This is a genomic window from Yoonia sp. SS1-5 (genome assembly GCF_038443705.2).
Classification (GTDB): Bacteria; Pseudomonadota; Alphaproteobacteria; order Rhodobacterales; family Rhodobacteraceae; genus Yoonia; species Yoonia rhodophyticola.
In genome coordinates this window covers 965,643-977,749 of record NZ_CP151767.2, presented here as the reverse complement: position 1 = coordinate 977,749, position 12,107 = coordinate 965,643, and the positions used below count along the sequence as shown (strand labels likewise).

Here is a 12,107-nt window from a genome sequence, read left to right as displayed (position 1 = left end):
TAACGCACCGAAACTGGTTAATGTTATGTAACGCGCGCCGGTATGATGTCTGAATTGTAGACATTTTTCTGTTATCGGGCATACTGTTTACATTTTTAAAGATATTGGAGGCCATTATGGCAAAATTGATACCAGCAGCGTGGATGAAGAAAGCGGCGATGCAGCGGATTCACCTGCATTGGACCGCTGGTGGGCATAAGGCAAATTCCGTTGACAAGAAGTCGTACCATATCCTTGTCGAAGGGGATGGCGGTCTGGTCAAAGGTGATCGCCCGATCCATTCAAATGCCAAGGGATCGGGGATCAAGCGCGCCTCGCACACGCTGAATGCAAATACCGGCGCGATTGGTGTCTCGCTATGTTGCATGCGGAAATCCCGTGAAAGCCCGTTTGATGCAGGGCCGTCCCCGATGACCAAAAAGCAATGGAATGCGGGGATGAAAGTGCTGGCCGAACTGGCCGATTTTTACAACATCAAGATTACCCCTCGCACCATTCTGACCCATGCGGAAGTACAGCCAAATCTGAATATTCGGCAGAAAAACAAATGGGATATCACGCGCCTTGCATTTGATCCGTCAATCAAGGGGCATGCAGATGTGGGCGACGAGATGCGCGCGCAGGTGGCCGCGCAGCTGGATTTGTTGCGCGGTGGCAGCGGCAAGAAAGACGAAACGCCGCCTGACAGCACCAAGCTGGCCAAGTTCCGCGTCAGCGGCGTGCATCCCAGCACGTTGAATTTCCGGGATAACCCCGATGGCAACAAGATCGGCGCCCTGCCGGAACGGACAGTGGTCGAATTCATCTCGGCCGTTGGGTTCTGGTGGCAGGTCCGTACCCGGCTTGGGCATGTGGGCTGGGTCTGGTCGGAATTTCTAAAGCCGGTGAACTGACCGGTCAGGGGGCGCAGGCTGCGTCCCCTATAGCGTTTGACGAAATACCTGAAATATCGCTTGTCACTTAACGCGTTGAAATCTTTGATTTCAGGCAGCGTTAGGTGATTCAGGTTTTTCGCATAACGCTTTAAACCATCATTTCCTTTGTCGCGCTGAGTGTGACATCGGGATAGTCGCGATCCACCCGGTCGATATCCCACTGCAGCCGTGTCAGAAACACCGTATCGCCATCATTGTCCTCGGCGATATGTTGTTTGTTGGCGGCGGCGAATTTCTCGACCGCGTCCTTGGCGCCATGCACCCACCGGGCCGAGGTGAATTGCGACGCCTCGAACCGGACCGGCAGCCCGTATTCCATCTCAATCCGGCTGGCGAGTACTTCGAATTGCAATGCGCCGACGACGCCAACAATAAAACCCGATCCGAAAGTGGGTTTGAAAACCTTGGCGGCCCCTTCCTCGGCGAATTGCATCAGTGCCTTTTCAAGGTGCTTGGCCTTCATTGGGTCGCCCGCACGGCAGGCCTGCAGCAATTCTGGCGCAAAAGAGGGGATGCCGGACACGCGCAAGGCTTCGCCCTCGGTCAGGGTATCGCCGATGCGCAATTGCCCGTGGTTTGGAATGCCGATGATGTCACCGGCCCACGCCTCTTCTGCCAATTCGCGATCGGCGGCCAGAAAAAGCACGGGGTTGGTGATGGCCATCTGCTTTTTCGACCGCACATGGGTCAGTTTCATGCCGCGTTCAAAATGGCCCGAGGCCAGGCGCAGAAATGCGACCCTGTCCCGGTGCTTGGGGTCCATATTGGCCTGCACCTTGAACACAAAGCCTGCGACTTTCTTTTCCTCGGGTGCGATATGCCGCGGCTGTGCGGATTGCACTTGCGGTTCCGGCCCATAGGTGCCGATCCCATCCATCAATTCCTTAACCCCGAAAGAGTTGATGGCAGACCCGAACCATATCGGGGTCATGGAGCCATTGAGCACGCTTTCATGATCAAGCGCCGGCAAGAGTTCCTTGGCCATCTCGATCTCTTCAAGGAACTTTTCCAGCAGATGCGCTGGCACATGTTCGGCCAGTTTCGGGTCGTCCAACCCGCTGATTTCGATGCTTTCGGCGACCTTGTTACGATCTGCCCGATCCATCAGTTCCAGCCGGTCGCGCAGGATGTCATAGGTGCCCATGAACTCGCGTCCGACACCAATTGGCCAGGCGGCAGGGGTCACGTCAATCGCCAGATTTTCCTGAATTTCATCAATAATTTCAAACGTATCGCGGCTTTCGCGGTCCATCTTGTTGCAGAATGTCAGGATCGGCAGATCGCGCAGACGGCAGACCTCGAACAGTTTCTGGGTCTGGCTTTCCACCCCCTTTGCCCCGTCAATGACCATCACGGCGGCGTCCACAGCCGTCAGCGTGCGATAGGTGTCTTCGGAAAAGTCCGAGTGGCCGGGCGTATCGACCAGATTGAACCGGAATTTTTCGAAATCAAAGGACATCGCAGAGGCCGAAACAGAGATCCCCCGATCCTTTTCCATCTGCATGAAGTCCGACCGTGTGCGCCGTGCCTCGCCCTTGGCGCGGACCTGTCCGGCCATCTGAATGGCGCCGCCATAAAGCAGAAATTTTTCGGTTAGCGTCGTCTTGCCGGCATCCGGATGCGAGATGATCGCAAAGGTGCGGCGGCGGGCGATTTCAGGCGGCAGTTCAGGGCGATTTGTCATGGCATCGCTTTATGCGCTTGGTCGGAAAAGGGCAATGCGGTGCCGCCCTTAACGGAAGCTTTGGTATTTTCGGATATCCCTGTGCAAGGGGAGCTTAAGGGTGATTGGAATGACGCGATGGCTTTTGGTCGCGTCGCTGCTTTTGACCGCGTGTGGTGGCGGTGGGGGCGGCGACGGCGGCAGCCCGGGTAGCGGGATTGATCCGCGGCTCGCCCGGATTGATATCTATGAAAGCCAACGCATCCGGGTCGTGGGGGACCCGGGCGCGGGCGTGGTTGGCATGTCACCGACACCGGTCGTGGATATGCCAACCACGGGTGAGGTGACGTTTGCGGGCTCATTTACATTACGTGTCGAAACGACCCCGGCCGCATCTGTGATTGCGGGGGATGCTCGCCTGAATGTCGATTTTGGTGCCGCGACCGGGTCGGGTGTTCTTGATAATGCCTTTGGTACCGGTACAGACGGTGTGCTGCGCGACTATGATGGTCAGATTTTGTTGCGTGACGGCGTGGTTGGCGCCGATGGGCCGAATACGTGGCAGATAGACTACGCCGGGGCGCTGACCTCGACGCAGCAGACAATCGCGGTTGATGGCCAGATCGCCGGTGATGTGCTCGGACCGGATGCAAACGCCTTGGCGGGCATTGATTTAGAGGCTGCGATTGCCACAAATGCGGGCCAACGAACCGGTTTATTGGCCATCATCGCCGAGGCGACCGGCGACGATTAACCATCTTTTAAGCGAAAGGCCCGACGCTCGCGCCATGCCCGGGCGCAACTTCTTTCGATATATCATCACGGTGCCTCTTTTGGCGGCCTGCGGCGGGGGCGGCGGTGAGACCGCCTCATTTCCCGCGCAGTTGACCAGCTTTGACGCGCGCTTTGTGCAGATAGCGGGGGGCGATGTTACACCCGGTCCGCAATTGCCCACGCAAGGGGTGGTGACTTATCAAGGCATGGTCCGCCTGGGATTGCCGTGGGGGTCTGGGGGCGCGCCGCTGACCCATATTGGTGATTTACAGTTGCGCGTGGATTTTGCGGGGGGTGTTGCACCGGTTGAGGGCGTGATCGACGCATTGCAGAACAACGCGGGCGCGGTTGCAGGCAGCCTGACGCTTGAAGACAGCCGTTTGTTACGCGATGCAGATCCGGACACTGAATTTCAGTTTAGTGCAGATGTCAGCGGGGATTTGCAAAACGCGGGGCAGGATTACGTGGTCACCGGGGGCATCGCGGGCGATTTTTACGGGCGCAACGCGGATGCCACTGCCGGTGTTATATTCGGCGATGTGACTGGGCCAGATGGTGTTGCGATTTTCGACGGCACCTTTGTTGGGGACGCACCCTGACCACTGAGTGTTGCCATTCTTGGCAGGGCGTCCGGTGCGGGGGCCACCGTGTTGTGCCATGCGCGCGGATCGACCACATGCGATTCGACCCACAGGCTGGCTGCAGAAATATCGCAAGGCGTCGCAAGCTGAAGCTGCACGTAATCGACAAAGCCCGTCTGCCGTTGGCGGATGGTAGTTCCGTTTACCAGTTGGCGGGCCTTTGCGAGTACCTGACCGGTCTTGGCGCCAAACCCCCGCGGCGCGCGGCGCAGAAACAGCCGATGATCGGGGCGTAATATCAACTTATCATCATTGCCAGCGGCCCCGGGTCCAATCTCGACCGGTGCATAGGCATCGCGGGCGCGACAATGGGTACGGTCTATCCAGGTGATCGGTTGTGGCCCGCTTTTCCGGGTCATGATGTGATCGCCCTGCCGCAAAAGTCCTGCCGGTTTTGTCTGGCCATCGCCCATGCGGATCGGCACATCGGGGCCAAAAGCCGCCAGCAATGCACGAGACATATCCTGGCGTGCGCAACCAATATCGACGCTGATCAGACGGTAGGGCCGACCGGGCAAAAAACCGTCGATTGGATAAAGATAACCGGCATCGGCTGGCTGACCGTCGGGTGCTGACAAGATAATGACATTCTGCACGCTGCCATCAGGGGCAAGCAGTGCCATGCGCCCCGCTGCCGTCAAATCCCGCCCCAAATGGTCGCTGATTGCGTCGGTCGCCGTGTTGTGGCGCAACGGTATCGGCTGGGACCGGTGCGACAGTTGATAGACATCATCAAGCACCACACCGCCCGGCATTGACAGGCATTCGCCCAACGCCACGCCATCGGTCACGCAAAAATCACGTGCCCGGAATGCAGAAAGATCGCGTATCTTTTCCATCATGCGCATAGGCTTACAGGCAATTGGTTAATATCCCAGCTATCAAAAAGGACAGTCTTGTCGCCCATAATTTGGCCACATTGCCGGTGGGTGCAGAGGATGTTAGGTCGAAGATAACGACGTAACTTGCGACAGGGGGATCGGATGGATCTGGGAATAGCAGGCAAGAAGGCACTGGTTTGTGCTTCATCCAAGGGGTTAGGCCGGGGCTGTGCCGAGGCGCTGGCCGAGGCCGGCGTTGATCTGGTGCTGAACGCACGTGGTGCAGAGGCGCTTGAGGCCACAGCGGCGGCGCTGCGCGACACATACGGTGTCTCGGTTGTTGCAGTTGCGGCAGACGTATCGACCCAGGATGGTCGCACTGCCTTGTTGGATGCGGCGCAAGGTGTTGATATTCTTGTCAATAACGCAGGCGGTCCGCCGCCCGGCGTCTGGTCTGACTGGGACCGGGATGATTATATTGCAGCACTTGATGCCAATATGCTGGCGCCAATTGCATTGATGACCGCACTGATGCCCGGGATGATTGACCGCGGGTGGGGACGGGTCGTGAACATCACGTCAGGCTCTGTGAAAGCGCCTATTCCGCAATTGGGCCTGTCGAACGCCGCGCGTGCGGGACTGACCGGTTTTGTCGCCGGAACCGCGCGTCAGGTGGCCCAGCATGGCGTAATCGTCAACAACATGTTGCCAGGTATCCATGCGACTGATCGGGCCGTCAGCCTCGATACGGCCGTGTCAAAATCACAAGGTATTGATCTGGCTGCGGCAAAAGCGCAACGCGAAGCGACAATTCCAGCCCGCCGTTATGGCACCGCTGCCGAATTTGGCGCGACCTGCGCGTTTTTGTGTTCGCAGCATGCGGGGTTCATCGTGGGCCAGAACATCGTGCTTGATGGCGGCGCCATTAACGCCACGATCTGACCGATGGCCGAAAAATTCAGCCTGAAGGACGACCTGTTCAATGCCGACACTATCGGGCGGCTTGCCGGTCATTTTGAGGCCGCAGGGGTCTTTGACGCGGCACCTTTTGTGGCGGATGTGATGGCCGCACTTGCGCCCTTGGAATTGAAGGCGCGGATCAATCTGATCGCCGAGGTTTTGGGGCGCTACCTTCCCGATGATTTTACCGCCGCCGCTGCGGCCATTGAAGGGGCTTTGCCCCCGCCGCTTGATCCCACCCGGACCGATGATGATTTTGGCCATTTCATCTATGCTCCGCTGGGCGTCTTTGTCGAAGCGCATGGTCTGGAACATCATCGCGACCGCAGTCTGGATTTGCTCGAAGCCCTTACCCAGCGCTTTTCCATGGAATTCTCTATTCGCGCATTTCTCAACCGCTGGCAGGGTGAAACGCTAGAGCGGATGCAGGACTGGCTGGCACATGATCACTACCATGTGCGCCGATTGGTCAGTGAGGGGACCCGCCCGCGATTGCCATGGGGTCAGAATGTCGGGCTGACAGAGGCGCAGACTTTGCCGCTGCTGGATCGCCTGCATGCGGATCCGACCCGTTTTGTGACCCGGTCCGTGGCCAATCATCTCAATGACATCACCAAAAAGAACCCTGACGCCGTTCTTGATCGGTTGGCTGACTGGCAGTCAAAGGGTCTGCAAGCCGACAAAGAATTGGATTGGATGCAGCGCCACGCATTGCGCGGCCTGATCAAGGCCGGGCATCCCGCGACCATGGCACATCTGGGATATCGGCAGGATCTGCCCCTGGCGGATATTCAGTTGTCGATGACCCCCACCGATCTGACCCGTGGTGATACGGCCGAGATCGCAGTGTCTTTCATCTGCCAGGATGATGCGCCGCTTATTGTTGACTATGTGGTTGATTTCATGAAGGCAAATGGGAAGACCGCGCCGAAGGTGTTCAAGATGAAGGTGCTAAAGGCCAAAGCAGGCCAGCTGATCAGCCTGAACAAGCGGCATCATTTCAAGGACACTGCGACGACCTTCAAACTTTATCCCGGTGCGCATGTGCTTCATCTGCAGGTTAATGGCCGGATCATCGCCTCCACGCCCTTTGCATTGCATTGAACTTGCCCCTGCGCGGCTGGCTTGTTAGGTGCGCAACACCCAATGAAATGACTCAGGGATTGCCCCGCGCCGATGAATACTCCCCGACTGGAGATCCGCAATATCGTCAAGCAGTTTGCCGGTCGTCGTGTGGTCGACGATGTTGACCTGACGGTGATGCCCGGGCAGGTGACATGCTTGCTAGGGCCGTCTGGGTGCGGCAAGTCAACGACCCTGCGGATTATCGCAGGGGTCGAGATGCAGGATAGCGGGACTATTCATGTCGACGGCGAACTTGTGTGCGACACCGTGACCCGCAAACCGCCTGAGGACAGGTCAATTGGGCTGATGTTTCAGGATTTTGCGCTATTCCCGCATCTGACGGTCCGCCAGAATGTGGCCTTCGGGCTGGCAGGGCGAGACCGGGATCAGCGCGTTGCGGGACTATTGGCCAAGGTGGGGATGTCGCGCTACCGCGACGATTATCCGCATCAGTTGTCCGGAGGTGAGCAACAGCGCGTCGCACTTGCACGTGCGTTGGCGCCGCGGCCCAAGATCATGTTGATGGACGAGCCGTTTTCGGGGCTGGACGATCGCCTACGGGATGATATTCGCGATGAAACGCTGGATGTCCTGAAAAGCGAAGGCACGGCAGTGCTGTTGGTCACGCACGAGCCGGGGGAGGCCATGCGGATGGCCGATGAAATCGCATTGATGCGGGACGGTCGGATCGTCCAGCGCGGTGCGCCCTACAATATCTACAACGCCCCAACTGATCTGGATGCAGCAAGTTTTTTCAGTGATATAAATGTGATACGGGGTAAGGTTGAAGGGGCATTGACGGATACGCCCTTTGGGCAATTCCTTGCACCCGGGGTGGCTGACGGCACGGAGGTGGATATCGTGATCCGACCACAGCACCTCAAGATCGACTTTGACCGCCAGGGGCGTGGGCCGAACCCGACGGCGCAGGATGGAACCGCAGCGCGCGGCGTGGTGCAGCGGGCCCGCTTTATGGGGGCAGTCAGTCTTGTGGAATTTCGCATGGATTTTGACGGGTCAATGCTGCGCGCCTCTGTCCCGTCTGTGTTCCTGCCGCAGGCCGGGACCGCATTGTGGATCATGATCCGGCGCGATCGCTGCTTCGTTTTCCCCAGACGCTGAGGGCGTAGGATGGATTTAAATCCATCTTACGATGCCTGTCCTTTTCGGCCCGCGCGTCCACCGCGCCGTTTGCTGACCAGACCTTTCCGATCGGGAAGTGCATCTATCACCTCTCGGCGTTGATCCGGGCTCATCCGTGACCATCCGCCGATCTCATCAATGCTGCGCAGGCAGCCTGCGCATAGACGGCTTTGCGGATGAATAACGCATATCTTCACACAGGGACTTTCAATCTCATCGCGTTGCCAGATGGCGTCGGTGTCAACGGGTTTGTTCATCCTGCGTCCTTCATATGTGCAAGCCGATCAAGCATCCCTTGCAGGATATATCCCGCGGCCACGTGGTCGATCAGATCTGCGCGTTTCCGGCGTGACGTATCGGCCTCCAGCAGGGCGCGTTCGGCGGCGACCGTTGACAGCCGTTCGTCCCAGAAGGCGATTGGCAGCGGCGTGAGTTTTTCGAGATTACGCGCAAAGGCCCGCGTGGCTTGACATCGCGGCCCTTCGGACCCGTCCATATTGCGCGGCAGCCCCAGAACCAGCCCCTGGATCAAACGGGCGCTTGTCAGTTCCAGCAGCTTGCCTGCATCCACACCGAATTTCTTGCGCTTGATCGTCTGCAACGGCGTCGCGATGGCGCGCATGCTATCAGACACCGCAACCCCAAGCGTGACCGTTCCAAGATCAAGCCCTGCAATTGCACCAGTTTCCGGCAGGGCGGCCCGGAACGCCTGAGGCGTTTCGCAGATCATTCCAAAAGCCCCGCTGCCTGCGCGGCTTCCGTCAGGATTGCTATGGCCTCCTCGCGGGCGCCGAACACGTCCTTCGCCTCGGTCCAGACCATTTGCGCATTGTCGCGGTCGCCCAGAACCCCATATGCCCGGATAAGCCGCGCCCAGTCAGCGGCGGTTCCGCCCTCATTTGCCAAGCGATCCGCAAGGCCGGCAACCATATTCCCGATCATTGTTTCGCGGTCCTGTGGGGTCATGTCCTGCGCTGTCTCGATATCCTGCAGGGACGGGCCACGCGCAGTTGGCAGCGTGTAGTCAATCCCGGCCCGGAAGGCCGCACTTTCGATCATCGCCCGGGCGCGGGCCACATGAAACGTCTCCGGATCACCGGTTTCGGCCATCTCGCGCCAGAACCGATATGCCAGATCCGGGCGATCTGTCTGGTCAAACAGAACACCCAGATAGAACCGTGCGGTCGGATGCGCCGGATCGGTGGCGAGCATCTGGCGGGCCAGGGCCTCGGCTTCGGGCGAGATCAGCCCGCCGCTGGCGGACACCATCAGGTCAAGTTGCAGGGCCTGATCGGCAATCTCGGCCGGCGCCCCCTTTATCTGGATCACCTGCGCCTGTGCGCGGGCGGCGCTGGCGAAATTGCGCAGCTCGGTTTCATGTATGACCAGCAATTCCCATGCCTGCAGATCGTCCGGACGGGTCGGGGCGATGATGCGCAATTGTGCGACGGCCTCGCGATATTCATCGGGCACGTCGACAGGCGGAACAGGCGGGGCCGCAGCCTCTAACGCGATCTGATCCGGCCGGTCCGCCCGGATCGCGGCACTTGTCGCCAATCGGTCCGCGAGCGGCAGGTCCCCGTAGCCCGGGGCGCCAATCTGCCAGTATGTGCCAACCGCGATCAGCCCGATGCAGCCCACAAGCGCGATGGACAATCCCCGGGACCGGCCTGCAAGCTGCGGTGCCGCGACAGTCTTGCTTGCGGCCAGCAGCCTGCGGGCCACTTCTGCCCGGGCGGTTTCGGCCTCTTCGGGGGCCAGCAATGCGCGGGCCACGTCGCGATCAATCTCGGCAAGTTGCGCGCGGTAGATTTCAATATCTGTCCCATCGGAAACCGGTTGCCCCGGGCGCAACAAGGGGGTCACCACAATTGCGGCGACGACCAGCGTCATGACACTACACACTACCCAAAAAAGCATTCAGACCGGTTCCCTTCCCAGGGCCTTACCTAATGATGCAGTTGTGCTATGGAAAGCCCCTGTGACAAGACGGCTTTTATGCGGTCGAACACATGTCGTAAAATGTCCGACAGACGCCGCTGCGAGCATCCAAGCCATGTCCGGTTCGGTCCAAAACAAAGCGGTCAACACGGCCCCGGCAGGAGACGCCCGCGCATGAAAACCTATTCCGCCTTTGCCATCGCCAGAGAGGCCATGCGCAATCATACCGGTTGGGAAAGGGCGTGGGCGAAACGCGCGCCCAAGGCCAGGTATGATGTCGTCATCGTGGGCGCAGGCGGGCACGGTCTGGCGACGGCCTACTATCTGGGCAAGAATTTCGGGATCACCAATGTTGCTATCCTTGAAAAGGGCTGGCTGGGCGGCGGTAATACCGGGCGCAACACGACAATCATCCGGTCAAATTATCTGCAGGATCCGTCGGCTGCGATCTACGAAAAATCCCGCAGCCTGTACGAGACCCTAAGTCAGGACCTGAACTACAATATCATGTTCAGCCCCCGCGGGGTGATCATGCTGGCACAGACACAGCATGAAATCCGGGGGTATCAACGCACGGCCCAGGCCAATGCGCTGCAAGGGGTGAAAACCGAATGGATTGGCCCGCAACGGGTCAAGGAATTATGCCCCATCATGAATATTGACGGGCCGCGCTATCCGGTGCTGGGCGGCCTGTGGCAGGCGCGGGGGGGCACGGCCCGGCACGACGCCGTGGCCTGGGGCTTGGCCCGGGCCTGCTCTGACATGGGCATGGACATTATCCAGCAATGTGAAGTCGTGGGCGTGCGCCGGGACGGGGATCAGGTGGTTGGGGTTGAGACCAGCCAAGGGCCGATTGATTGCGACAAGCTTGGGTTGGTGGTGGCCGGCCATTCGGGCGTGCTGGCACAGATGGCCGGGTTTCGGTTGCCGCTTGAATCCGTGCCCTTGCAGGCGCTGGTGTCAGAGCCGATCAAACCATGCATGGATGTGGTCGTGATGGCGAATACGGTACACGGGTATCTATCCCAGTCCGACAAGGGCGAAATGGTGATCGGGGGCGGTACCGACAGCCACAACAATTACACGCAGCGCGGGTCGTTCCATCATGTCGAGGAAACCGTGCGCGCGCTGGTCGAGACATTTCCAATGCTGTCCCGGCTGAAGATGTTGCGCCAATGGGGGGGATCGTCGATGTGACCGGCGACCGGTCCCCGATCCTGTCAAAGACGCCGGTCGGCGGTGTTTTTGTCAATTGCGGCTGGGGCACGGGTGGTTTCAAGGCGATCCCCGGCTCTGGCTGGGCGATGGCAGAGCTGATCGCCAAGGGGCAATCCCCGTTGACCGACGAATTCAGCATGTTCCGCTTTCGCGAAGGCAAGTTCATCGACGAAAGCGTGGCTGCGGGGGTGGCGCATTGATGTTTGTGGGGGGTGAAAACGTCGCGGGACTATCGTTTGGATTTGATCCGCTTGAGATAGGCGCGCAACTCGGGCGTCATCGCCCTGTCATCAAAGCTGACATTGTCGAAGCCCTCATCGTCTTCGTCGAAACCGGGGCCACGCAGACGCTCTATCATCGTAAAGATGATTGCAGCGCTCAACGCCCCCCCAAGGATGATCAGCAGCAATTCCATGCAATCAGATTACCTGTTCGCACTGGCATTGCGACCCCGGCGGGGGTTGGCCCAATGATATCGGCGGATTCGGCCATCCTTGGCCGAAAAAGACCGGGGAAATCCGCCCATATTCCTCTTTTTCGCAGGTGTGTTTCGATGAACACATCTGAAAAGGAGGATTCTCTATGGTTGATTACACACGTACAAAGACCACCACAGGTTCAGGCAGCGGCGCCGGATTTGTCATCGCGGCCGTTATCGTGGTGCTGGTTCTGCTCTATGCGCTCTTCGCGGGTGGATCCGTCAGCCCGACGGCCGATCCGGCAAGCGTCGGCCTTTCCGAAGAAGCGGCACCAGCGGCAGATGGCACAACAGCCCCAGCAGCCGAGGAAATCGCACCAGCGGCCCCAGCCACCGAATAACACCACTCACCAACCACAACGCAAAGCCGGGTGCATTTTCGCGCCCGGCTTTGCTGTGTCGGCCTAC

13 protein-coding genes and 1 pseudogene are annotated in these 12,107 nt (G+C 59.1%); 8 read left to right on the top strand and 6 right to left on the bottom strand.

All coding sequences use genetic code 11. The features are described 5' to 3' along the window. Positions 1-116 precede the first annotated feature (116 nt). Positions 117-893 carry an N-acetylmuramoyl-L-alanine amidase gene (locus AABB31_RS06405; protein ID WP_342075300.1) on the top strand — a complete coding sequence of 259 codons (777 nt, stop codon included), beginning with the start codon at positions 117-119 and terminating at the stop codon, positions 891-893. A 130-nt stretch (positions 894-1,023) separates the two neighbouring features. Here the strand turns inward: AABB31_RS06405 and AABB31_RS06400 are convergent, their stop codons facing one another. Further along, the gene (locus AABB31_RS06400; protein ID WP_373635546.1) at positions 1,024-2,619 is read right to left on the bottom strand and encodes a peptide chain release factor 3; all 1,596 of its coding nucleotides are present in this window, start codon (positions 2,617-2,619) and stop codon (positions 1,024-1,026) included. A gap of 109 nt (positions 2,620-2,728) precedes the next feature. Between AABB31_RS06400 and AABB31_RS06395 the strand changes: the two genes are divergently transcribed. After that, the gene (locus tag AABB31_RS06395; protein ID WP_342075302.1) at positions 2,729-3,352 is read left to right on the top strand and encodes a hypothetical protein; all 624 of its coding nucleotides are present in this window, start codon (positions 2,729-2,731) and stop codon (positions 3,350-3,352) included. A 34-nt stretch (positions 3,353-3,386) separates the two neighbouring features. Beyond that, positions 3,387-3,971 carry a hypothetical protein gene (locus tag AABB31_RS06390; RefSeq protein WP_373635545.1) on the top strand — a complete coding sequence of 195 codons (585 nt, stop codon included), beginning with the start codon at positions 3,387-3,389 and terminating at the stop codon, positions 3,969-3,971. Here AABB31_RS06390 and AABB31_RS06385 read toward each other — a convergent pair. Further along, entirely contained in the window at positions 3,866-4,855 is a 990-nt protein-coding gene (locus AABB31_RS06385) for a Hint domain-containing protein (RefSeq protein ID WP_373635544.1), read from the bottom strand. The two genes, AABB31_RS06390 and AABB31_RS06385, sit on opposite strands and share 106 nt — an antisense overlap. A gap of 141 nt (positions 4,856-4,996) precedes the next feature. Between AABB31_RS06385 and AABB31_RS06380 the strand changes: the two genes are divergently transcribed. The 3 genes from AABB31_RS06380 (at position 4,997) to AABB31_RS06370 (ending at position 8,041) form a co-directional block, all read left to right on the top strand. After that, complete coding sequence (locus tag AABB31_RS06380) at positions 4,997-5,776, top strand: SDR family oxidoreductase (protein ID WP_373635543.1); 780 nt, start codon at positions 4,997-4,999, stop codon at positions 5,774-5,776. A gap of 3 nt (positions 5,777-5,779) precedes the next feature. Continuing rightward, positions 5,780-6,898 carry a hypothetical protein gene (locus AABB31_RS06375; protein WP_373635542.1) on the top strand — a complete coding sequence of 373 codons (1,119 nt, stop codon included), beginning with the start codon at positions 5,780-5,782 and terminating at the stop codon, positions 6,896-6,898. Positions 6,899-6,970: 72 nt separating this feature from the next. After that, on the top strand, positions 6,971-8,041 hold the full coding sequence (locus AABB31_RS06370; RefSeq protein ID WP_373635541.1) for an ABC transporter ATP-binding protein: 1,071 nt from the start codon (positions 6,971-6,973) through the stop codon (positions 8,039-8,041). Between the two features lie 26 nt (positions 8,042-8,067). Here AABB31_RS06370 and AABB31_RS06365 read toward each other — a convergent pair whose 3' ends face one another. The 3 genes from AABB31_RS06365 to ccmI are packed head-to-tail and all read right to left on the bottom strand — an operon-like array spanning position 8,068 to position 9,982. After that, on the bottom strand, positions 8,068-8,319 hold the full coding sequence (locus tag AABB31_RS06365; protein WP_342075306.1) for a DUF1289 domain-containing protein: 252 nt from the start codon (positions 8,317-8,319) through the stop codon (positions 8,068-8,070). After that, positions 8,316-8,792, bottom strand: a complete 477-nt coding sequence (gene ruvX, locus AABB31_RS06360; protein ID WP_342075307.1) for a Holliday junction resolvase RuvX — start codon at positions 8,790-8,792, stop codon at positions 8,316-8,318. Before ruvX ends, AABB31_RS06365 begins: the two co-directional genes overlap by 4 nt. Beyond that, positions 8,789-9,982: a c-type cytochrome biogenesis protein CcmI gene (gene ccmI, locus AABB31_RS06355; protein WP_342075308.1), complete on the bottom strand. Its 1,194-nt coding sequence runs from the start codon at positions 9,980-9,982 to the stop codon at positions 8,789-8,791. The genes ruvX and ccmI overlap by 4 nt, the downstream gene beginning before the upstream one ends. A gap of 195 nt (positions 9,983-10,177) precedes the next feature. Between ccmI and AABB31_RS06350 the strand changes: the two are divergent. Further along, a pseudogene (locus tag AABB31_RS06350) lies at positions 10,178-11,421 on the top strand (sarcosine oxidase subunit beta family protein). Between the two features lie 29 nt (positions 11,422-11,450). Here the strand turns inward: AABB31_RS06350 and AABB31_RS06345 are convergent. Then, positions 11,451-11,636 carry a hypothetical protein gene (locus AABB31_RS06345; protein WP_342075309.1) on the bottom strand — a complete coding sequence of 62 codons (186 nt, stop codon included), beginning with the start codon at positions 11,634-11,636 and terminating at the stop codon, positions 11,451-11,453. A gap of 167 nt (positions 11,637-11,803) precedes the next feature. Between AABB31_RS06345 and AABB31_RS06340 the strand changes: the two genes are divergently transcribed. Beyond that, on the top strand, positions 11,804-12,040 hold the full coding sequence (locus AABB31_RS06340) for a hypothetical protein (protein WP_342075310.1): 237 nt from the start codon (positions 11,804-11,806) through the stop codon (positions 12,038-12,040). The last annotated feature ends 67 nt before the right edge of the window (positions 12,041-12,107 follow it).